General features: G+C 65.0%; 19 protein-coding genes. 8 read left to right on the forward strand and 11 right to left on the reverse strand.

The genetic code is table 11. The features are described from left to right. The first annotated feature begins 17 nt into the window (after positions 1–17). Both AFIDRAFT_RS14680 and AFIDRAFT_RS14685 read left to right on the forward strand, forming a co-directional pair. Positions 18–224 carry a DUF4170 domain-containing protein gene (locus tag AFIDRAFT_RS14680; protein WP_009340316.1) on the forward strand — a complete coding sequence of 69 codons (207 nt, stop codon included), beginning with the start codon at positions 18–20 and terminating at the stop codon, positions 222–224. A 194-nt stretch (positions 225–418) separates the two neighbouring features. After that, a complete protein-coding gene (locus AFIDRAFT_RS14685; RefSeq protein WP_009340317.1) occupies positions 419–988 on the forward strand; it encodes a hypothetical protein in 570 nt (189 codons plus the stop codon). A gap of 1 nt (position 989) precedes the next feature. On the opposite strand, the gene AFIDRAFT_RS14690 is transcribed toward AFIDRAFT_RS14685, so the two are convergent. Continuing rightward, entirely contained in the window at positions 990–1,886 is an 897-nt protein-coding gene (locus tag AFIDRAFT_RS14690; RefSeq protein WP_009340318.1) for a metallophosphoesterase family protein, read from the reverse strand. Position 1,887: 1 nt separating this feature from the next. Next, complete coding sequence (mbfA, locus tag AFIDRAFT_RS14695; protein ID WP_009340319.1) at positions 1,888–2,844, reverse strand: iron exporter MbfA; 957 nt, start codon at positions 2,842–2,844, stop codon at positions 1,888–1,890. Between the two features lie 113 nt (positions 2,845–2,957). Here mbfA and AFIDRAFT_RS14700 point away from each other — a divergent pair, with 113 nt between their 5' ends. Both AFIDRAFT_RS14700 and AFIDRAFT_RS14705 read left to right on the forward strand, forming a co-directional pair. Then, positions 2,958–3,443 (forward strand): NUDIX domain-containing protein, encoded by a 486-nt coding sequence (locus AFIDRAFT_RS14700; RefSeq protein WP_009340320.1) that lies wholly within the window; start codon positions 2,958–2,960, stop codon positions 3,441–3,443. Positions 3,444–3,520: 77 nt separating this feature from the next. Next, entirely contained in the window at positions 3,521–4,036 is a 516-nt protein-coding gene (locus tag AFIDRAFT_RS14705; RefSeq protein ID WP_040298525.1) for a GNAT family N-acetyltransferase, read from the forward strand. Between the two features lie 56 nt (positions 4,037–4,092). Here AFIDRAFT_RS14705 and AFIDRAFT_RS14710 read toward each other — a convergent pair whose 3' ends face one another. The 6 genes from AFIDRAFT_RS14710 to AFIDRAFT_RS14735 form a co-directional block, all read right to left on the reverse strand. Then, entirely contained in the window at positions 4,093–6,507 is a 2,415-nt protein-coding gene (locus tag AFIDRAFT_RS14710; RefSeq protein WP_009340322.1) for a TonB-dependent receptor, read from the reverse strand. A 96-nt stretch (positions 6,508–6,603) separates the two neighbouring features. Continuing rightward, positions 6,604–6,960, reverse strand: coding sequence for a hypothetical protein (locus AFIDRAFT_RS14715; protein WP_009340323.1), 357 nt, complete (start codon positions 6,958–6,960; stop codon positions 6,604–6,606). Between the two features lie 127 nt (positions 6,961–7,087). Further along, positions 7,088–9,154, reverse strand: a complete 2,067-nt coding sequence (locus tag AFIDRAFT_RS14720; RefSeq protein ID WP_009340324.1) for a membrane protein — start codon at positions 9,152–9,154, stop codon at positions 7,088–7,090. Further along, positions 9,151–11,988 (reverse strand): DUF4159 domain-containing protein, encoded by a 2,838-nt coding sequence (locus AFIDRAFT_RS14725; RefSeq protein WP_009340325.1) that lies wholly within the window; start codon positions 11,986–11,988, stop codon positions 9,151–9,153. Before AFIDRAFT_RS14725 ends, AFIDRAFT_RS14720 begins: the two co-directional genes overlap by 4 nt. Continuing rightward, positions 11,985–12,917 carry a DUF58 domain-containing protein gene (locus AFIDRAFT_RS14730; RefSeq protein WP_009340326.1) on the reverse strand — a complete coding sequence of 311 codons (933 nt, stop codon included), beginning with the start codon at positions 12,915–12,917 and terminating at the stop codon, positions 11,985–11,987. Before AFIDRAFT_RS14730 ends, AFIDRAFT_RS14725 begins: the two co-directional genes overlap by 4 nt. Beyond that, entirely contained in the window at positions 12,917–13,918 is a 1,002-nt protein-coding gene (locus tag AFIDRAFT_RS14735; protein ID WP_009340327.1) for an AAA family ATPase, read from the reverse strand. Before AFIDRAFT_RS14735 ends, AFIDRAFT_RS14730 begins: the two co-directional genes overlap by 1 nt. A 203-nt stretch (positions 13,919–14,121) precedes the next feature. Between AFIDRAFT_RS14735 and AFIDRAFT_RS14740 the strand changes: the two genes are divergently transcribed. Genes AFIDRAFT_RS14740 through AFIDRAFT_RS14755 form a run of 4 tightly spaced genes read left to right on the forward strand, consistent with a single transcriptional unit; the run spans position 14,122 to position 16,962 of the window. After that, positions 14,122–14,733, forward strand: coding sequence for a DUF1285 domain-containing protein (locus AFIDRAFT_RS14740; protein ID WP_009340328.1), 612 nt, complete (start codon positions 14,122–14,124; stop codon positions 14,731–14,733). Then, complete coding sequence (locus AFIDRAFT_RS14745) at positions 14,730–15,437, forward strand: CoA pyrophosphatase (protein WP_009340329.1); 708 nt, start codon at positions 14,730–14,732, stop codon at positions 15,435–15,437. Before AFIDRAFT_RS14740 ends, AFIDRAFT_RS14745 begins: the two co-directional genes overlap by 4 nt. Continuing rightward, the gene (locus AFIDRAFT_RS14750; RefSeq protein WP_009340330.1) at positions 15,434–15,697 is read left to right on the forward strand and encodes a DUF6111 family protein; all 264 of its coding nucleotides are present in this window, start codon (positions 15,434–15,436) and stop codon (positions 15,695–15,697) included. Before AFIDRAFT_RS14745 ends, AFIDRAFT_RS14750 begins: the two co-directional genes overlap by 4 nt. Then, positions 15,694–16,962 (forward strand): CCA tRNA nucleotidyltransferase, encoded by a 1,269-nt coding sequence (locus tag AFIDRAFT_RS14755; RefSeq protein WP_009340331.1) that lies wholly within the window; start codon positions 15,694–15,696, stop codon positions 16,960–16,962. The genes AFIDRAFT_RS14750 and AFIDRAFT_RS14755 overlap by 4 nt, the downstream gene beginning before the upstream one ends. A gap of 74 nt (positions 16,963–17,036) precedes the next feature. Here the strand turns inward: AFIDRAFT_RS14755 and AFIDRAFT_RS14760 are convergent, their stop codons facing one another. From AFIDRAFT_RS14760 to AFIDRAFT_RS14770, 3 genes are all read right to left on the reverse strand, one after another. Then, on the reverse strand, positions 17,037–18,497 hold the full coding sequence (locus AFIDRAFT_RS14760; RefSeq protein ID WP_009340332.1) for an outer membrane protein: 1,461 nt from the start codon (positions 18,495–18,497) through the stop codon (positions 17,037–17,039). Positions 18,498–18,612: 115 nt separating this feature from the next. Further along, positions 18,613–19,500 carry an oxygen-dependent coproporphyrinogen oxidase gene (gene hemF / locus AFIDRAFT_RS14765; RefSeq protein ID WP_009340333.1) on the reverse strand — a complete coding sequence of 296 codons (888 nt, stop codon included), beginning with the start codon at positions 19,498–19,500 and terminating at the stop codon, positions 18,613–18,615. Positions 19,501–19,510: 10 nt separating this feature from the next. Beyond that, positions 19,511–19,879 carry a 6-pyruvoyl trahydropterin synthase family protein gene (locus tag AFIDRAFT_RS14770; RefSeq protein WP_009340334.1) on the reverse strand — a complete coding sequence of 123 codons (369 nt, stop codon included), beginning with the start codon at positions 19,877–19,879 and terminating at the stop codon, positions 19,511–19,513. Positions 19,880–19,882: the final 3 nt, after the last annotated feature.

The raw sequence follows: 19,882 nt of genomic DNA on the forward strand, positions 1-19,882 counted from the left end.
AACCAACGGAGGCTCAGATGAGTGGCAGCAATTTTTGGGTGATCGGCGGCGAGTTCGGTTCGATGAACTTCCACAAGCTCGTCCAGGGCTCGGCTCAGGTGCAGGGCCCGTTCAAGACCCGCAAGGAAGCCGAAGATGCCTGGCGCGTGGTTTCGGAAGAAAATCGGCATCGCGGCAGCGTGCGCTTTTCCATCGTCGAGGAGCCGCTGCGCGAGAGCGCGTAACCTTCTTTCCCAGGGTGAGGCGCAATTCTGCGTCGAACTCGTACTGGCCCCGCCCCTTAAAAGGCGGGGTTTTTTTCTTGGGAGTGGGGGGACGGAAGCCCGGAGAGCCTTTCATCCCGGGACGGCTTCCAAGGCTGTAGCGGGCGGTTTTGGTTACTGCTAGGTTAATCCCTCGGGTATAAGAGGGTGACCGCATGGCGGATCAGGGTCTCGACGGAGCGGCAAGGAATCCCGGGGTCGGGAGCCTGCGCGCTGCGCTGCACAAGGCGCGAATCGAGGCGGCGGACCGCACCGGCGTCGTGGTCGATCTGCGCGATGCCGAGGCCGCAAGGCTCGAAATCCTCAACGAGGCGCTCGATCAGCTCTTTACCGAGATCCCGCCGGGCGTCGATCTGTTCGATCGTGGCATCAGCCAGGGCGACACCCCGCGCCTATGGATCGATTCCATCGCCCATGTCGCGATGGGGCGTGACAAGCGGATTTACCGTTTCGTGCAGGACACCCGATTCGGTCGCACCGTGCTCGCCGAATCGCATGACGTGCCGGTGATGGTCGATGCCATCACCGATTACATCGCGCGCCGGATCATCGAACGCGACCGCGCGCTGGTGTCGGCCTTGCCCGCAGAGATCGTGGCACCGGTCCGAAGCACGGTTGTCGTGGCGAAACCTGCCAGCAGGTTCTGGCCGTTCGTGCTCGGCGTCGTCATCGGCATGGCGGGGCTGTTCGGCATCGCGCTGATCGCGGCGCTGCGGAGCATGTGAGTCAGGCGAGCCGTTCGTTTTTCAATTCCACAACGCCATCGGTCGTGCCGCCGAAACCCCGCACGCGGCGGCTGATATTCCATGTGCCGTCGTCTTTGCGCGCAATCGAAATCAACTGATAGGCTGCCGGCTGATGGTGCCCGCCGAATGAAGCCGACGCGGACGGCACGCCGATCGAGGCGAAGCGGCCGCGCTGGCCTTGAAGCCAGACGGTAGCATGGCGATGGTCGTGGCCGTGCAGCACAAGATCAACGCCGTGGCGTGTGAGGATATCGATCAGCGCGGGCGCGTCGGTGAGGCGCGCGCTCCACCGTCCGCGCGCTGAACGCAGCGGGTGATGGACGAGAACGACGCGGCACAGCGGCTCGTTTTTCAGTTTTATCAGCAATGAATCCAGCGCCGCGAGCTGCGCGCGGCCGATCCGTCCCGTCGCCATGAACGGCGCGCTCGGCACCGCCGTGGTCAGGCCGATCAGCGCGAGCGGCCCGCGGCGGCGCAGATACGGAAAGCCAACTTCCGTCGCATCGTCGCCGCGCATGTAGTCCGCCCATGACAGGGCAAACTGGCCGCGTGCCACACGCGCATAGGCATCGTGATTGCCCGGTACCAGCGAGACATCATGCACCGAGCCGATACTCTCCAGCCATGCGCGTGCCTGCGTGAATTCGGCAGGCAGCGCGACATTGACGAGATCGCCCGTCACCGCGATGTGGTCGGGATTCTGCGCGTGAAGATCGGCCAGAAGCTGCGCCAGCACATCGCGCCGATGAATCATGTGGCGGCGGCGCTTCCAGTTCGCGTAACCGATCGCGCGCTTGCCGAGCAGCTCGGTGAGCCGCGCCGGTGGCATTGGCCCGAGATGCGGATCGGAGAGATGGGCGAGGGTGAAACTGTTCACGTCAGGCGCTTCCGATCAGGATGCCGGCGAGGAACACAAGTGTGCCGCCGACTGCGATCTGGAATGTAGCCTGTAGCCATGGCGTGTCCATGAAGCGATGGCGGACCCACGAAATCAGCGCCAGCTCGATCACCACGACGATCACCGCAAGCGTGGTCGCAATGGTGAAGTCGGGAATGAGGTAGGGCAGCGTGTGGCCGAGGCCACCGAGCGTGGTCATCAGGCCGCAGACCGTGCCGCGAATCCACGGTGAGCCGCGCCCGGTCAATGCTCCGTCGTCTGACAGCGCCTCGGCGAAGCCCATCGAGATGCCGGCACCGACCGAGGCTGCGAGGCCGACCAGAAACGTCGCGAACGGCTGGTGGGTGGCGAAGGCCGCGGCGAACAGAGGCGCCAGCGTCGAGACCGAACCGTCCATTAGTCCGACCAGACCGGGCTGGACATATTGCAGCAGGAAGGCGCGTCGTTGGGTCTCCGCCTCGGTGGCGATCGCTTCGGGGGTGAGATGCTGCTCGGCCAGTTCCTCGGCGCGTGCCTCGTGGCGGTCTTCCTCCTGGGCGAGACTAAGCAGCAGCGCGCGGATGGATTCATCGCGCGCGACGGCGGCTGCCTTGCGGTAGAATTCGGCCGCTTCGGTCTCCATCTGGGCGGCGTATGTGCGCACCACGCTGAGGCCGAGCGGGCGCATCAGCCACAATGGCTTGCGCCTGATGAAGCCGGAGACGTCCTCCCGCCGCACCAGCGGCAGATGCTCCCCGAACTTCTCCCGATAGAGTTGAAACAGGCGATCCCGGTGGCCGGTTTCTTCCTTGGCCATGTCCGAAAAGATCGCGGCGGAGGCCGGAAACTGTTCGGCGAGGCCATCGGCGAATCCGTGGTAGATACGGCTGTCGTCCTCTTCATTGGAGATGGCGAGCGCCAGTATCTCGCGCTCCGTCAGATCCGCAAATTTCTTCATCGCAAGGGCATCCCTGAGCCGGACAATGGGAACCGTTGTGACAAGCAGGCTGCCGGGGCGCAAGCCGCAAGACGTAAAGGTTGCCAGATGATCTCCAGTCTCGGGCCCGCCCGATGAACCTCCAGTCGCTGCGGCTGACATGCGAGCCGGTCATCCGCCGCGTGTTTCATGTCTATGCGCGGTTCGCGCGCGGCATGACTCTCGGCACCCGCGCTGTGGTGCTGGATGGCAAGGGGCACGTCTTTCTGGTCAAGCACAGCTATGTCGCCGGGTGGCATCTGCCGGGTGGCGGTGTCGAGACGGGGGAGACAATTCCCGACTCGCTGCGGCGCGAACTTCACGAGGAGGGTGGCATCGAGCTGACCGGCGAGCCGCGCCTGCATGGCATTTTTTTCAACCGTCATGTCTCGCGCCGCGATCATGTCGCAGTCTATGTCGTGCGCGATTTCCGCCAGGAGCGGATGCCTGCGCCGAACCATGAGATCGTCGCCTGCGGTTTCTTTGATCCGGCCGATCTGCCGCCCGACACGACACGGGGCACGCGGTCAAGGATTACCGAGGTGCTCGAACAACGGCCGATTCCAGCGGATTGGAGTTAACCGGAGAAGGTCAAGCTGCCTCCGATAGAAAACTGTCCGATGGACCGGCGGCGCGGCAAATGCTATTCGCGCGGGCGATGACCGATCTCTCCCTGACCATCCTGTCCGAGACACCGAACGACGCCCAGGCGATCGAGCGGCTGCACCAGCGCACCTTCGGCCCCGGCCGCTTCGTCCTCAGCGCCTATCGGCTGCGTGAGCATGTTGACCATCTGCTCGATCTGTCGTTCACCGCGCGCATTGGCACGCTGCTGGTCGGCTCGGTGCGGCAATTACCGATCTGCGTCGGCGAGACGCCCGCGCTGCTGCTCGGGCCTTTGACCGTGGAGCCGCCATTCCGGGGGCGCGGCATCGGGCGCGCGCTGATGGATCATGCGCTGAACCAGGCGAAGGCGAAGGGCCATCGTCTCGTCGTGCTGGTCGGGGATGAACCCTATTACGGCCGCATGGGCTTCAAGCGGATTCCGAACGGCGTCACCGCCATGCCCGGGCCGGTAGACCCGGCGCGGCTTCTCGTGCGCGAGCTGGCGGACGGCGCTTTTGACGGCGTGTCCGGCGCGATCCGCCCGGATTGGAATTACGTCCGGGCCTGATCTTCGCGATGATTATTTTTTCCCTCTCCCCGCAAGCGGGGAGAGGGAAGGACAGATCAATATTTGATGTTCGCGAACAACCTCACGCCAAGGCCGGGCAGTAGCACCTCATCCTTGGTGTAGGACACCGCGTTGCGGATGTCCTCGTTCAGCAGATTGTCGCCGACGATGCCGACGCGAATTTCCTGCGCGCCCCACCAGTCCGTCTTGGCGAGCTTGGTGGTGTAGCTCAGTTCCGCCTTCAGGCGGTTGTAACCCGGCGTCGATGTTTCGATGCCGCCGATGTCGTTCTGCGCGAAGGCGTGGAGGAGATTGACGCGCGCGAGCCAGTTGGCATCACGATAATAAACGCCACCGCCGAGCCGTTGTGGCGGAATGCGCGGCACGTTGCTGCCGTCGTCGAAGGTCGCGCGGACAATGTCGTATTGTCCCTCGACGCCGAACTGGCCGAACCACAGCGGCATCACGTCATACTGGAACTGGAATTCCGCGCCTCGGAAGTGGGCGTCGCGCTGCGAGTAGATCGCCTGATTGAGTTCGAGGCTGTTGTTGGCAACGCACGCGGTGCCGTCGCAGGTGTTGCCGGTGAGATTGCGGTAGATGAAGCCGTTGAAGTGGGTATCGTACCCGGTCAGTTCAAACCGGAACGGGCCGGTGTTCTTGCGCAGGCCGATCTCGACCGATTTCGCGGTTTCGATCTTCAAATTTGGATTGCCGATGTCGAACGTCACGGTGGCATCGTGCCCGCCGCGCGAGAACAGTTCGGCGGGCTTCGGCGCGCGCTCGGTGTATTGCCCGGTGAGGCTGGCGACGAGGCCGTAAGGCAGGTTCTGAATCAACCCGACGCTGCCGCTCGCGGGGTTGAAGTTGAGATTGCGCGAAACCGCGGGGCCGATCGCCGACGTGTCGTTGAACAATTCAGGTATGAAGGAGGGCGACGAGCCGGACAGGTTGACGTGCTCGATGCGTCCCGCGATCTGTGCCTTGGTGGTGTTGCTGAAGGCGAATTCGTTGAACGAATAGCCCGCGACGCGGGTGTTGCTGTTCGGGTCCCACAGTCCGTTGAACGGACTACCGATGTCGTCCGGGCTCGGCGCGGTCAGCTCTTGATGCGAAGCCTGTACGCCGAGTGCCGACGTCATCGCCGCGAATTTCACGTCCACCGGCGCGAACTGCACCTCCATGCGGCCTTCCTGCTCCTTGTTGGTGAAGGTCTGGCGCACGCCGTCGGCGCCGTTGTCGTCGTTGAGGCCCAACTCGTTGTGTTTGTAGTCGGTCGCGCCGACCCAGAAGCGGATTGCCTCGATGGCAGCCGCGTCGGGGCGATACTCGCCCTTGGCGGTGAACTTGGTCTGCTTGGCGTCGATGCGGGTGTTGTGCTCCTCGCCGTCGATGCCAGGGATATGATAGAGCGAATTGTTCTGCTGGATCGCAGCGCCGATGTAGCCGCCGGTGAAGAAGTAGGTGCCGCCGACCGATCCGCCGTAGGAATGCGTGCCGGAATTCGCCTGTGTGCCGTTGAAGGGCCGCGCCGGATCGAACCGGTACGGCGAATTCGGAATGCCGTAGCTATCGGTTTTGCGATCGAAGCCGTCGGCGTGGATCGCAAAATTGTTGCTCGCGGCATCCAGCAGCACCGCGCCTTGGCGGCCATTGTCGATGCTGGAATAGCCGGTGCGGGTCTCAAAGGTGCTGCAATAGCCGGAGCCTGAAGGCGCTTTCACGTCGTAACCCCAGGTCTGCGCGGGGGTCACCGGATTGCACGGCAGCGCGTCGGGAATACGGTTGTTGGTGGCGCTGACGACGCCGCCGATGGCGGTCGAGCCGTAGCGCAGCGTCGCGGGTCCGCGGATCACCTCGATCTGGTTGGTGGTGAGCGGATCGATCGGCACGAAATGATCTTCGCCGAGATCGGATGCGCCGTTGCTGCCGATGCCGTTCTCGACAATGCCGACGCGGTTCATATCGAGGCCGCGAATGATCGGGCGGCTCGATGCGCCCGGCGCGAACGACGAGCCGGTGATGCCGGGCTTGTCGTTCAGAAGATCGCCGAAAGTCTGCGCGCCGCTGCGGCGGATTTCCTCGTTCGGCACCACGGTGACAGTCGCGAACTGGTCGGTGACGATCGGCAGCGTGCCCTGTGACGGTGCGGGCGCCGGTGTGGTCTGTGCGACGGCAGGCGTGTCCGGTTTTTCTTTCGGCTTGCCGTGATTGCGTGCTGGGCCGCTGCCATGTCTTGCCGCGATGACGGGGCGATGCCTGTGATGATCGATGGGGCTTGGCGCATGCACCATGATTTCCGGGAGGACTGTGCTGCCGGAAGCAGGAGCGGGCGTGGAAGCAGGCGCGGGCACCGGTGCCGGGGTGGCTGCAGGCGGCGTGGCCTGCTGCGCATGGACGGGTGGACTGAACACGGCAAGCGCAATTGCCGAAGCGCTGGCGAGCGAAGCGCGGAGAAGTGAACGGGACATTGTACGTTTGATCCTGACGCCGCAGGTTGCTCAGGGTGAGCAGCCGCGGATTGAACGGAGAGCCGGCCATTGGAGCGAATGGCCGAGACGGACGGTTCAGATCAGGAGGAGGGGCGGCCCGCGCGGATGAAATGCAGCCGTGCGGAGGCGTGGGGCATCCGTGGAGAGAGAGCTTGCGAAATCGATTGCCGCGAAGCGGACGGGCAGCGGCAGCACGGGCGCGGCCGCATGCAGGCCGTTTGCCGCCATCGCCGTGGTGACGCAGATCGAACAGATCGCGTCGGCATCATGATGGCCAGGGGTGCCGTCGGCGGAAGAATTGGTGGCGATCTGGGTACGGTCTGCCGACCAGGCAGCGACGTGGGTGTGGCCGAACGACAGCCCGATCTGCATCGCCAGCGCGAACAGCGCCAGCAACGACAGCCGTTTGGCTTTCGACCGCAACCACTCCATTGGACGTCAATTCCCCATGCCGGGGCTGAGGGCCACCGGATGTTACAATGTAACATTGGAAGCTCCGGGGATGTCAATCCACCCCGGGAATACTGTCGTCAGAGCGCGGCGGAGTGTGGTTTTGCCGTCACCGACCCTCGCGCACCCAGGTCGCCGCGAAAGCGCCGAGCAGCAGCAGGAGCCCGATCAGGCCCGCGAACACCGGGAAGGCGCCGATGCCGCGCACCACGCTGGCGTCCCGCATCTTGAGGCCGAGCCAGCCCGAACCCTCGAACACGGTCGAGCCATGGATCGGCAGGATGCGCGGCAGTTCGACGGTGCCGGATTCCGAAATCCGCCGCGTGTCGCCGCCGGTTGCTTTCGTCAGCGGCGCGAGTGTTTGCGTCGTTGAAGTGACTTCCGAGAATTCCTTCGGGTTGGCGGGACCGACGCTGATGAGCGCCTTGAGGTCGCCATCGGTCGCCTGCCACAGGCCGAGTTCGTCGGCGCCCAGGGTTGCACGCCACAGGCCGGGCTCACTCTGCGCAAGCGTGACTTCGCGGGTCTTGCCCGAGGGCGAAGTGACGGTCACGGGCTTCACCGTGTCCGCCATGGTTTGGCGCGTGACGACGAGATCGCGCCCTTGCGTCTTCAGCCGCAAGGCTTCCTCATCGAGTTCGGGTTGCTTCATCAGCCAGTGCGACAGCCGCCGCAGCAGATCGAGATGCGGGCCGCCGCCTTCATAGCCGCGCGCCCACAACCAGATCTGGTCGGAGAGCAGCAACGCGACCCGGCCCTCGCCCTGCCGCGACAGCAGCAAGAGCGGTTCGCCGTTCGCGCCTTCCATCACGGGCGGCACGGTGGGATTGCGTGTATCGACGATCCGGAAGAACCGGCCCCAATGCGGCGGGTTGCTCGCCGAACCTTCCAGTCCGCGCGTGACGGGGTGACGCTTGCCGGTCTCGGTCAGGCGCGCGTGAAACGCCTTCTCGGTGACGTCGACAGGCTCGGCGGGCAGCACTGCGTCGAGCGGGGTGCGCCAGATCGAGGTTTGGCTGGCATAGTCCGGTCCGGCCGCCACGAGGACTGCGCCGCCGTTCTTCACGTAACGCGCGATGTTTTCAAAATATGCAGTCGGCAGAACACCTTGCCGGGCATACCGATCGAAGATGATGAGCTGAAACTCGTTGATCTTCTGCTGGAAGAGTTCGCGCGTCGGGAATGCGATCAGCGACAATTCGTTGATCGGCGTCCCATCCTGCTTCTCCGGCGGGCGCAGAATGGTGAAGTGCACCAGATCGACGCTGGCGTCGGACTTCAGGAGGTTGCGCCAGGTGCGCTCGCCCGCATGCGGTTCGCCCGAGACCAGCAGCACGCGCAGCTTGTCGCGCACGCCATCGATGGAGACCACGGCGCGGTTGTTCACCGGCGTCAGTTCACCGTCGAGCGGGGAAGCCTCGATCTCGACGATGTTCTGCCCGGCGTGCGGAATCTCGAGCCGGATGCGTCCGGTCTCGCCGCTCGTCAGCATGCGGCGGCTCAGGACTTCGCCGTCGCGCCGGATGGTGACTTCGGCGCGCTGGTTGGCCACGCCCTGATCGTCGAGCTTGAATGTGATGGTCTGTGTCTGTCCGACGATGCCGAAGCGCGGGGCCGAGACGATGGCGATACGGCGGTCGCGCTCGCCGGAGTGTCCGGTGATGAGCGCATGGACCGGAGCCTGAAACCCGAGCGTCGCGGCGCTGGCCGGGATGTCGTGCACACGCCCGTCGGTGATGAAGAACGCTCCCGCGATGCGGTCGGTGGGAACATCGGAGAGGGTGGCCGAGAGCGCGGAGAACAATTTGGTGCCGTCGGTCTCGCCATCCGCCTGTCCGGCGTCGGCCACGCGAACGTCGAGGCCCTTGATGGCGCGCAGCTTCTCAAGCAGCGCGTCGCGCGCCTCGTCGGTCTGCTTCGCGCGCTCGCCGAAACTCTGGCTCGGGCTCTTGTCGACGATGACGGCGGCGACCGAGGGCAGCGGCTCACGGGATTCACGGGTGAATGAGGGATTGGCGAGCGCCAGCAGAACCATGGCCAGCGCGGCCGCACGCCACAACGCACCGCGCGCACGCCGCAGCAGCGAGATGGCCGCGATCAGGAGCGTGGCCGCAAGCCCGAACCACAGCACGAGCGAGGGAACAAGCGGGGTGAAGGCGATGCCGTATTGCGTCATTGCCCGAGCCTTTCAATCAGAGCAGGGGCATGAACCTGATCGGCCTTATAGTTGCCGGTCAGCGTGTACATCACGATGTTGGCGCCGGCGCGGAAGGCGAATTCGCGCTGGCGCGGCTCGCCCGGCGTCAGCGGCAGCATCGGCTGGCCGTCGGGCCGCAGCGCCCATGCGCCCGCGAGATCGTTCGAGGTGATGATGATCGGCGAGACGCCGTCGCCACCTCGCGCCGGGCGCTCCACGCCGTCATTGTCGCCCTCGCGCGGCAGCGCCTCGACCCAGGTCTGGCCCGAGGTGAAGCGCCCCGGAAAGTCGCGCAGTAGATAGAAGGTCTTCGTCAGCACATGCTCGCGTGGCACCGGCTCCAGTTCGGGGATGTCGAGCGAGGACAGGATCTGCCGCAGCGCCAGCATACCGGGGGTCTGAGATTCCCCGTTCGAGGTCGGCGGCGCATCGATGGCGTCGCGGGTGTCGAACAGCACCGTGCCGCCATTCTTCATGTAGGCGTCGAGCTTGTTGATCGCCTCCTGCGAGGGCTTCGGCGCGTCCGCGATCACCGGCCAGTAGATCAGCGGGAAGAAGGACAACTCGTCCTTGGCGGGATCGACGCCGATCGGATCGCCGGCCTCAAGCGCGGTGCGCTGGGCGAGGAACAGCGACAGGCCGCTGAGCCCGGCCTTGACGATGTTGTCCACCTCCGCATTGCCAGTGATGACATAAGCGAGGTGCGTCTGCGACACGGCCTTGATGGCGAAGTCGTCCTTGGCGGTGTTCGTTGCCTGCGCTGATTTGGCGGACGGGGTTTGTGCGTCCAGAGCGTGCGGGCTGAACGCGCTCAACACGACAGCCAGAGCGAGTGCTGTGGCGACGGAGCGCCGCCGCAGCAATCCGGCCAACGTGCCGCCGAGGATGGCGATGATGATTGCGTCAATGACGAACAGCAGAAGTGCCAGCGAGAGCAGGGTGCCGCGCAGGTCGCGCGGCTCGGCGTTGGTGTAGCTGGCGCGGGTTGCGCTGAGCGATGAGGTATCGAGTGGTGTCAGGCGATCAGTTGCGGCGAGCGTGTTCACCGCAACAGGGCCATCGACCGGGCCGTAGAATCCCGGCGGATGGTCGAGGCTGGCGCGGCCGCGATAATCGGCCTTCACCGGCTTGGCGGTAGACGGCGGCGCGGTGAAGGCGCCGAAGCCGTCGAGCACGCGGGTCGGCGCGACCGTCTCAACCTTGGTGTCGGGTGTCAGGTTGCTTCCGGCGGCATCGGCATAACCCGCCATGTCGACGATCCGGCGCAGCATCTCGACGAACGTGCCGGAGAGCGGCAGGTCGGACCAGCGCGTATCGCCGCTGACATGAAACAGTACGAGCACGCCCTTGCCGCGCCGTTCGCCGGTGACGAGCGGCGTGCCGTCGGCCAGCGAGGCCCATGTTTTCGAGGCGAGCGCGGGATCGGGATCGGCCAGCACCTGCCGCGTCACGGTGACATCGTCGGGCACCGGCAGACCGCCGAATGGCCCATCGGCTGCGAAGGCTGCGAGGTGTTGCGGCTTTTCCCATGTCAGCGTGCCGCCGAGGCTGCGGTTGCCGCGCCGCAGTTTCACCGGCACCAGATCGTCGTCGCCTGCGGCGAGACGTGGCCCTGCGAAGCGCATCAGTACGCCGCCCTGCGCGATCCAGTCGTCCAGCCGCTCGCGCAGTTCAGGCGACAGCGTGCCGACATCGGCGAGGATCAGCATCGGCAATTTCTGGTCAAGCAGTTGCTTGATCGCATCGTCGGGTGCGCTGCGCTCGGCGTTGCGTACGTCGGCGAACGGTGCAAGCGCCTTCGTCAGGTAAAAGGTAGTGGCGAGAAGGGGCTGCGAGATATCGGAGCTTGCACCGGACACGATGCCGACGGCGCGCCGCCGCCAGCGTTTGTCGAGCAACTGCACGGCGCCCGCGGAACGCTCGCCCGTGATCTCAAGCCGCGCGATGTCGTTGCGCAGTTCGACGGGAAGATCGAATGCCGCTTCCGTCTCGTGCGCGGTGGCGTCGAACGCGAAGCGCGTCTCACCGATCGGCGCGCCCTTCTGGTCGAGCGCGCGCACGATGCCGGACTCGATGCCGCCGGTGGCGCGCAGCACTTTCACGGTCATTTTCGCGGCGGCATTCTCGGCGGCTGCAAGCGCATGGGTTGGCGGCGTGCCGCCCTCATAGACCGTCAGCGCGCGGTTGCCGATGGCTTCGTGCAGGCCGCTCACGAAGTCCGCGCCGCGCCCGCTGTCGATGCCGTCATTGAGCCAGACGATGCTGGCGTCACCGATCTCGCCGAGAAAGCGTTTGATGAGCGGCAGCGTGGCGCTGCGGTCGATGCCGTAGGGTTTCGGCGCAAATTGGCGCAAGGCGACGCGGGCCGTGCCCGCCGGCATCAGGCTGATGTCGCGCGCGGGTTCGGACAGAGGCACCAGCGCCACCGCGCGGCGCGAGGCGTCGGCCTGCGAAATCAGTTCGTCGGCGGAACGGATGCGAACGTCCCAGCTTGCGGCCGCGCTCCAGCCGTCATCGAGCAGGATCACGAGAGGACCGGTGGATGCGCCCGCGCCGCCTTTCGGATTCCACACCGGGCCTGCGGCGGCGAAGATCACGAGCGCGGCGGCGAGCAGCCGCAACGCCGTCAGCCACCACGGCGTGCGCGACGGCGTCTCCTCGCGGGGCTTGATGTCGAGTAAGAGCCGCGTCGGCGGAAAGTCCACCTTCACCGGGCGCGGCGGGATCACGCGCAACAGCCACCACAGCGCCGGCAAGGCGATCAGCCCCGCGAGCAGCCATGGTTCGGTGAAGGAGAGCGGCAATCCGTTCATGCCGGCCATCCCGATCTGGCATTGCCTTCGCGCGACGCGGCGAGCGCCTGATGCAGATACAACAGCAGCTCTGCGGCGGAGCGGTCGGTGCGATGGGTGGAAAACAGCCATCCGCGCCGCGCCGTCTCGGCACGGATGCCGTCGCGGTGCTGCGCGAGCTTCGCGGTGTAATCGTCCTTCCAGTTCTGCGCGCGCCCGGCGACGATGGCACCTGCGCCTTCGGGTTCGTTGAATTCGATGCGGCCGGAATAGGGGAAGGTTTCCTCAGCGGGATCGACGATCTGCAGCAATACGCCGCGCGCGCCCGACGCCGAGAGTCCTGCAATCATCGCCGCGATCTCGTCGAGCGGCGACCAGAAATCCGAGAGCACAACGATTTCGGCGAGCGAAGCTGGCACGAAGCCGGGGGGCAGGCTGTCGCGCGTGGTCACATCGTGCAGCAGGGCCTGCGCCATCCGGTCGATGATGCCGCGGCTCGCGCTCGGACGCATCAGGCCGGGAATGCCGACGCGCTCGCCGCCCGCAACCAGAAGCTCGGCCAGTGCGAAGCCCAACACGATGGCGCGTTCGAGCTTGCTGTCGCGTGCCTCCTTGGAAGCGAAGGCCATCGATCTGGAGCGGTCAGGCCACAGCCAGACGGTGTGCGCCGCTTCCCATTCCTGCTCGCGCACGTACAAAAGATCGTCACGCGCCGAGCGCCGCCAGTCGACGCGCTGCGCGGCTTCGCCGGAGACGAAGCGGCGGTACTGCCAGAAATTCTCGCCGGTGCCGGCGCGCCGCCGCCCATGCAGGCCGTGGATCACGGTCGCGGCGATGCGCCGCGCTTCCAGTACGAGGCGCGGCATCGACGCGGCGAGCGAACGGCTTTCGCCATCGGCACGCCGGATCGCTTCGATTTCGGTGAGTGCCGGTTTGAGGGCCGCGGCCATCAACCTATCCGTGCCTTCAACCGCCCGATCACGCCCGTGACGGTTTCGCCTTCGGCGCGGGCGGAGAAGGTCAGTGCCATGCGATGCTTCAGCACCGGCTCGGCAAGTTCGAGCACGTCGTCGATTGATGGCGCGAGGCGGCCGTCGAGCAGCGCGCGGGCGCGCACCGCGAGCATCAGGGCCTGGCTCGCGCGTGGGCCTGGTCCCCATGCGATGGATTTTGCATCCTCGCCGCCGTCCTCACCGGGACGCGCGGAACGCACCAGCGTGAGGATCGCTTCCACCACGGAATCGCCGACCGGCAAACGGCGCACCAGCCGCTGCGCGGTGATGAGCGTATCAGCGGTCATCGCCGCTTTCGCCGTCGTCTGCTCGGCACCGGTGGTGTCGAACAGGATCTTGCGTTCGGCATCGCGGTCGGGATAGCCGACATCGATTTCCATCAGGAAGCGGTCGAGTTGCGCTTCCGGCAGCGGATAGGTGCCTTCCTGCTCAAGTGGGTTTTGCGTCGCGAGCACATGGAACGGCACCGGCAGATCGTGCCGTGCGCCCGCGACGGTGATGTGCTGCTCTTGCATCGCCTGCAACAGCGCCGATTGCGTGCGCGGCGAGGCGCGGTTGATTTCGTCGGCCATCAGGAGTTGGGCGAATACCGGACCGGCGATGAAACGGAACGAGCGTTTGCCTGCCGTGCTCTCGTCGAGCACTTCCGCACCGAGAATATCGGACGGCATCAAGTCGGGCGTGAACTGTACGCGCTTGGCGTCGAGCCCGAGCGTGATGCCGAGCGTCTCGACGAGTCTGGTCTTGGCGAGGCCCGGCACGCCGATCAGCAGCGCATGGCCGCCCGCGAGAATTGTCACCAGCGCGTTGTCCACCACGCGCTCCTGGCCGAAGATCACGGTCGAGACGGCCTGACGCGCGGCGCGGATGCTGCCCGCCAGTTGCTCGGCGGAGCGAACGATCACGTCTTCCAGTTTTTCGACATCTGCGCTGTTCATTCCTGCTCCTTGCCGCGTCAGTCGCGGATTGGACGATGTTAGCCCGGACCTGCGGGAAATAGTCTGTCCGCACGGCGCGATCCCCCATTTTAACGGTCCAATGGGGCGACATCCATCACGTTGCGTCGATTGGGCGTGAACGCCGCTTGGATATGGAAAATCGTGCCTAAATCGTGCCAGACTGCTCACGGTCAAGGAAAACCATGGCGAAGCAAGGGCAGCCGATAGCAGCAGAGGACATTGGTCAGCGCCTTGATACGCTGGCGTCGGCGGCGCAGCGTGTCAATGCGTCCGGTTTGCCGCCGGTGGAACGGTGGAATCCGCCGTTTTGCGGCGATCTCGACATCCGTATCGCTTCCGATGGCACCTGGTTCTATCTCGGCAGCCCGATCGGGCGTCCCGAATTGGTGCGACTCTTTTCCAGCGTGCTGAAACGCGAGGGCGACCGCTATTTTCTGGTCACCCCGGTGGAAAAAGTCGGCATCGTCGTGGACGATGCGCCGTTTCTCGCCGTCGAAATGAGGACAAGGGAACAGGACGGATTGGCCTTTTTGTCGTTTCGCACCAATGTGGGTGAGTGGGTCGATTGCGATGCCGCCCACGGGCTGCGCTTCGAGGATGCGCCGAGAGGGGGCCTTGCGCCCTACCTGCATGTTCGTGCAGGCCTGTGGGCAAAGCTGTCGCGGCCGCTATATTATGAACTGGTCGATCTCGGCGAGATTCGCCAGATCGGCGGCGAGGAGATTTTTGGCGTAGCTTCGGGCGGAGCGTTCTTCGCCATCGCCGATGCCGCGCAGTTAAAGGGCTTAGTTTGAACGACAGTTTTCTGAAAGACAAAGCGGGTGCCGACGCGCTTCCGGTTCCGCACCGCGCTTCGATTGATATGGGATCGGCGGAATTTTTCGAGCGCGCCCGCGCGCGGCTGAATTTCGACGTGCCAGCGGCGCTTGCCGACCCCAGCATCGTCGCCAAGACCGGCGATCGCGGCACCGACTGGATGCTGGAAATCGTCGCGCGCGAAAAGCCGATCCGGCAGGCGGCGGTGTTGATCGGCATTGTCGAGCGCGAGCAGCCGTCCGTCCTGCTCACCACGCGCGCGGGGCATCTTTCCGATCATCCGGGGCAAATCTCGTTTCCCGGCGGCAAGATCGACCCGCAGGATGTGTCTCCGATGGAAGCAGCCCTTCGCGAGGCGAAGGAAGAAGTCGGATTGACGCGCGATTTCATCGAGCCGGTCGGCTATCTTGATGTCTATTCCACGAGCTTCGGCTTTCGCATTCTGCCGACGCTGGCGCGGATTCGCCCCGGCTTTGACCTCACGCTCAACACCAGCGAGGTCGACGATGCGTTCGAGGTGCCGCTCGCATTCCTGATGGACCCGGCAAACCACAAGCAGGGCACCAAGGAATATCGCGGCAAGCTCCGCTATTTCTACGAGATGCCCTATGAGCAGCGCTATATCTGGGGCGCGACGGCTGGCATGCTGCGTGTGCTGTATGAGCGGATCTACACGCCATGATCCGACCGCTGCTGACCGAAATCGGGATTTTCCTGATTCCGTTTGTGGCTTATGCGCTGTTTGTTTTAGCAAGCCGCCGCGAGGTGCTGAGCCGTTCATCCTGGCCGGTGCGCACGGTTCTGGGATTGGGAATGGGCGCATGCATGCTGGTCATCCTCAGCCTTGTCCTGCTGGCGAATTTTTCCGGCGCGCCGCCGGGCGCCACCTATACGCCGGCGCGCATCGAGAACGGCAAGTTCATTCCGGGGTCCGATAAATGACCGGGCGCGCCGCCATCCCGACCGCGACGATCATGGCAGCGTGGCTGACATCCGGCCCTGCGGCGCGGGCGCTCTCGCTTCTGAATGCCAATGGAGAAGAGGCGCGCATCGTCGGTGGCGCGGTGCGCAACGCGCTTCTCAATCTGCCCGTCGGCGAGATCGATGTGGCCACCACGGCGCTGCCCGAAGAAGTCGTCCGTCGCGCGCGCGCGGCGCGCATCAAATGCGTGCCGACCGGACTAGAGCATGGCACCGTCACGCTGGTGATCGAAGGCACGCCGATTGAAGTCACGACGCTGCGCGAGGATATCGAGACCTTCGGCCGCAAGGCCAAGGTCGCGTTCGGCCGCGACTGGGTGAGGGATGCCGAGCGGCGCGATTTCACCATCAACGGCCTGTCGCTGTCCGCCGATGGCATCGTGCATGATCATGTCGGCGGTCTCGCCGACATCGAAGCGCGCCGCGTGCGGTTCATCGGCGACCCCGCGCGCCGCATCAGCGAGGATTTCCTGCGCATCCTGCGCTTCTTCCGCATCCACGCGGCTTACGGGCAGGGCGAGCCTGACCGCGCCGCGATGGAGGCCTGCATCGCTGCGCGCGACGGGCTCGCTTCGCTGTCGGCGGAGCGGTTGCGGATGGAAATGCTCAAGCTCGTGGTGGCGAAGGGCGCCGCCGACGCGCTGATCGAAATGGAAGATGGTGGCCTGCTTGGCCGCATCACCGCGGGCGTCAGTTATCATGGCCCGTTCGCGAACATGGTCGAGGCGGAGCGGATGCTCGGCTTCACCGCCGACGCTATCCGCCGCCTCGGCGCGCTGACGGTGGCAACGCCGGAAGACGCCAAGCGGTTGTCGGTGCGGCTGCGCCTCTCCAACGCCGAGACCAAGCGGCTGGACTCCATGGGGCATCGCTGGTGGCGGATGCGGGAGATGGACGAGGAGATCGCGCGCCGCCGTGTCTATCGTCTCGGTCCGGATCGCTACACCGAGCGCGTGATGCTCGCGTGGGCGCGCGCGGGACAGGATTTCGCAGCTCCGCGCTGGCGCGAGCTTGCGACGCTGACGCGGCGCTGGAGTGCGCCGGTATTCCCGCTGAAGGCGGCGGATTTCATCGCGCGTGGATTGAAGGAAGGCCCGGCGCTCGGCCATGTCCTGACGCTCGCGGAAGATGCGTGGCTGGCGGCGAATTTTCCTCTCGACGCCGCAAGCGTCGCCGCGATCGCCGAGCAGACGCTGGAACGCTTCCGGCACGATCACCGGCTTTGAGGTTTTGGTTGAGCCAACAAAAAACCCCGGAGCGATGCTCCGGGGTTTTGCGGTTCAGGTGAACCGGATTGGTCTTAGTACTTCGCGACGACCGGGCTGCCCCAGTTGAAGCGATAGACCAGCGAGGTCTGGATCGTCTGCACGTAAGGCTTGAAGGCGATGCCCGTGGTGGTGGCTACACCAGCCGGATCGAAAACTTGACTGGTCTTGCGATCGTATTCGGCCACGCGGTACTCGGTCTTCATGAACCAGCCCGGCGAAGAAATGCCGAAGATGTTGAGCGAATTCTCGACGCCGCCACCCAGGAACCAGCCATCGCGATGGCTCTTGCCCGTGCTGCCAACCGCTGCGCCGGTCGCATTGGTCAGAGCGACGCCCTTGAAGTCGGCGTGGCTGTAGCCAACGTTGACGTAGGACAGCGCGTTCGGCGAGATCAGGTAGCCGAGGCGTGCACCGGCTGCGTAGTTGGTGTCGTTCTTCAGACGGCCAGTAACTCCGGCGCCAAGGCCGCCACCCGTTGCATCCGCCAGCGAACCGCGGATATCGCCGAACTGAGCATCGCCGAAGACGCCGACGACCCAGGTCGGGTTGATCTGCCAGTCGTAACCGCCGCCCACCGTGCCGAAGTAACCACGGCCACCTGCGCGGGTGTCGAGGCCATTGGCGCCGGTCGCAAGGTCAACGGTGTGCTGATCGGAGGACATCAGGCCGTAGCCGCCGCCGCCCGCGAGATAGAAGCCAGTCCAGTTGTAAGCGGCCGTGCGGGCTGCCTTGGTGTAGAACGGCGTGCCGGCGTCAGCGCCCGGCGTCACATGCGAGTTGAAGCGGTAGACCAGCGAGGTCGACACCGTCTGCACATAAGGCTTGAAGGCGATGCCGTTGCCGCTGCCGTCGTTATACAGGCTGTTCTTCCGGTCATACTCGGTGACGCGGTATTCGGTCTTCATGAACCAACCCGGCGCCTTGATGCCGAAGAAGTTCAGGTCGTTCTCGACGCCGCCGCCGATGAACCAGCCGTCGCGGTGGGACTTGTCGATGGCGGTAACGCCGTCAGAGAAAGTCGAGCCCTTGAACTGGCCGTAGCTGTAACCGGCATTGACGTAGGACAGCACGTTCGGCGCAACCAGATAGCCGAGGCGCGCGCCGGCGGAGTAGGCGGCGTCGTTCTTCAGGCGGCCCGAAATGCCGGGCGTTGTGATGTCGATGAGGTCGCCGCGAATGTCGCCCCACTGCGCATCGCCGAACACGCCGACCACCCAGGCCGGGGTGAGCTGGTAGTCATAGCCGAGACCGACAGTGCCGAAGTAGCCGCGGCCACCCGTGCGGGTGTCGACCGAGGTCGCAGCGCCACCGGTCGTCGAATGCTGATCGGATGACATCAGGCCGTAGCCGAAGCCGCCGGTCACGTAGAAGCCGGTCCAGTTCGACACCGGCGCCACAACCGGCGCCTTGGTGTAGCGGGCCGCGAGATCGGCCGCGTTGGCGGCGCTGCCCAGAGCGATCAGGGCGACGGTACCCAACAGAAACTTTTTCATGAAAATCCCCAAACCCGGTCCAGAATTGGATTCTGTCCAAAAGCTAAAGGATTTTGCGCAAACGCGATGTAGCCCGATGGCCACAGTGGACAGCAAACCCCGATGGAACCGTGGTTTATGGCCACTTAACCTCGGGCGGCATGGAGGACAGGATCGACTCCACATTGCCCCCGGTCTTCAGCCCGAAGATGGTGCCGCGGTCGTAGAGCAGGTTGAACTCGACATAGCGCCCGCGGCGGATCAGCTGCTCCTCGCGGTCGGCGTCCTGCCATGGGGTCTCAAAATTGCGCCGCACCAGTTCGGGGTAGATCGCAGCAAAAGCGCGGCCGACATCCTGGGTAAAGGCGAAGTCGGCATTCCAGTCGCCGGATTCCAGCCAGTCGTAGAAGATGCCACCGATTCCTCGCGGCTCCTTGCGGTGGGCCAGGAAGAAGTAGTCGTCGCACCATTTCTTGAACTTGTCGTAGGGCGCGACCGCCGTATGGGCATGGCAGGCCTTGCGGAAAGCCTCATGGAAAGAAACGGTATCGGGGTCTTCCTGAGTCCGCCGCCGGTCGAGCACGGGGGTCAGGTCCGCGCCGCCGCCGAACCAGCGCTTGGTGGTGACGACGAAGCGGGTGTTCATGTGCACCGCAGGCACGTTCGGATTCCACGGATGGGCGATCAGCGAGATGCCCGAGGCCCAGAACCGCGGATCGTCGGAAGCGCCGGGAATCTGGGCGCGGAATTCGGGAGCGAATTCGCCGAACACAGTCGAGCAGTGCACGCCGACCTTCTCGAACAGCCGTCCGCGCATCATCGACATCACGCCGCCGCCGCCCGGCGCGCCGGTGTGGTCGGTGCGCTCCCACGGCTTGCGCACGAAGCGTCCTGCCTGATCGCCGTAGAGCGAGGCGGGGACCTCGTCCTCCAACTGCTCGAATGAGGCGCAGATGTCGTCGCGCAGCTTTTCGAACCATGCGCGGGCGGAAGTCTTGCGGCTGTCGAGCAGGGAAGCGTCCATGTTCAATCCGTCATTTTGATTGGGGCCCGAAATAGGTGCAGCTCTCGCCGCAGCTGTCGCGATGGACACTGACGCGCGTGACGTCGCCCGCGCCCTGCACACTGTCCCAGATATAGCGCGACAGGTTCTCCAGCGTCGGCAGGCCGATCGCCTCGATCTTGTTGAGGAATTTGTGGTCGAGCGCCTTGCGCACGTCGGCGATCTTCCGCTCCAGAAGGCCGAGGTCCATCACCATGCCGGTCGCGGGATCGGGCGTGCCGCGAATCGTCACCTCGGCGCGAAACGAATGGCCGTGAATCTCCTCGCTGTTCTCGCCGAGCGTCGTGCCCTTGAGCGAGTGCGCGGCCTCGAAGTGAAAGGATTTGGTCAGTTCCCACATTAC

This window comes from Afipia sp. 1NLS2 (assembly GCF_000178995.1).
Classification (GTDB): domain Bacteria; phylum Pseudomonadota; class Alphaproteobacteria; order Rhizobiales; family Xanthobacteraceae; genus Afipia.

What these genes read in the sequence shown, in the direction of transcription:
- AFIDRAFT_RS14680 (WP_009340316.1), top strand. Translation starts at nt 18, where the DNA reads ATGAGTGGCAGCAATTTTTGGGTGATCGGCGGCGAGTTCGGTTCGATG.
- AFIDRAFT_RS14685 (WP_009340317.1), top strand. Translation starts at nt 419, where the DNA reads ATGGCGGATCAGGGTCTCGACGGAGCGGCAAGGAATCCCGGGGTCGGG.
- mbfA (WP_009340319.1), bottom strand. Translation starts at nt 2,844, where the DNA reads ATGAAGAAATTTGCGGATCTGACGGAGCGCGAGATACTGGCGCTCGCC.
- AFIDRAFT_RS14700 (WP_009340320.1), top strand. Translation starts at nt 2,958, where the DNA reads ATGAACCTCCAGTCGCTGCGGCTGACATGCGAGCCGGTCATCCGCCGC.
- AFIDRAFT_RS14705 (WP_040298525.1), top strand. Translation starts at nt 3,521, where the DNA reads ATGACCGATCTCTCCCTGACCATCCTGTCCGAGACACCGAACGACGCC.
- AFIDRAFT_RS14710 (WP_009340322.1), bottom strand. Translation starts at nt 6,507, where the DNA reads ATGTCCCGTTCACTTCTCCGCGCTTCGCTCGCCAGCGCTTCGGCAATT.
- AFIDRAFT_RS14715 (WP_009340323.1), bottom strand. Translation starts at nt 6,960, where the DNA reads ATGGAGTGGTTGCGGTCGAAAGCCAAACGGCTGTCGTTGCTGGCGCTG.
- AFIDRAFT_RS14720 (WP_009340324.1), bottom strand. Translation starts at nt 9,154, where the DNA reads ATGACGCAATACGGCATCGCCTTCACCCCGCTTGTTCCCTCGCTCGTG.
- AFIDRAFT_RS14725 (WP_009340325.1), bottom strand. Translation starts at nt 11,988, where the DNA reads ATGAACGGATTGCCGCTCTCCTTCACCGAACCATGGCTGCTCGCGGGG.
- AFIDRAFT_RS14730 (WP_009340326.1), bottom strand. Translation starts at nt 12,917, where the DNA reads ATGGCCGCGGCCCTCAAACCGGCACTCACCGAAATCGAAGCGATCCGG.
- AFIDRAFT_RS14735 (WP_009340327.1), bottom strand. Translation starts at nt 13,918, where the DNA reads ATGAACAGCGCAGATGTCGAAAAACTGGAAGACGTGATCGTTCGCTCC.
- AFIDRAFT_RS14740 (WP_009340328.1), top strand. Translation starts at nt 14,122, where the DNA reads ATGGCGAAGCAAGGGCAGCCGATAGCAGCAGAGGACATTGGTCAGCGC.
- AFIDRAFT_RS14750 (WP_009340330.1), top strand. Translation starts at nt 15,434, where the DNA reads ATGATCCGACCGCTGCTGACCGAAATCGGGATTTTCCTGATTCCGTTT.
- AFIDRAFT_RS14755 (WP_009340331.1), top strand. Translation starts at nt 15,694, where the DNA reads ATGACCGGGCGCGCCGCCATCCCGACCGCGACGATCATGGCAGCGTGG.
- AFIDRAFT_RS14760 (WP_009340332.1), bottom strand. Translation starts at nt 18,497, where the DNA reads ATGAAAAAGTTTCTGTTGGGTACCGTCGCCCTGATCGCTCTGGGCAGC.
- hemF (WP_009340333.1), bottom strand. Translation starts at nt 19,500, where the DNA reads ATGGACGCTTCCCTGCTCGACAGCCGCAAGACTTCCGCCCGCGCATGG.
- AFIDRAFT_RS14770 (WP_009340334.1), bottom strand. Translation starts at nt 19,879, where the DNA reads ATGTGGGAACTGACCAAATCCTTTCACTTCGAGGCCGCGCACTCGCTC.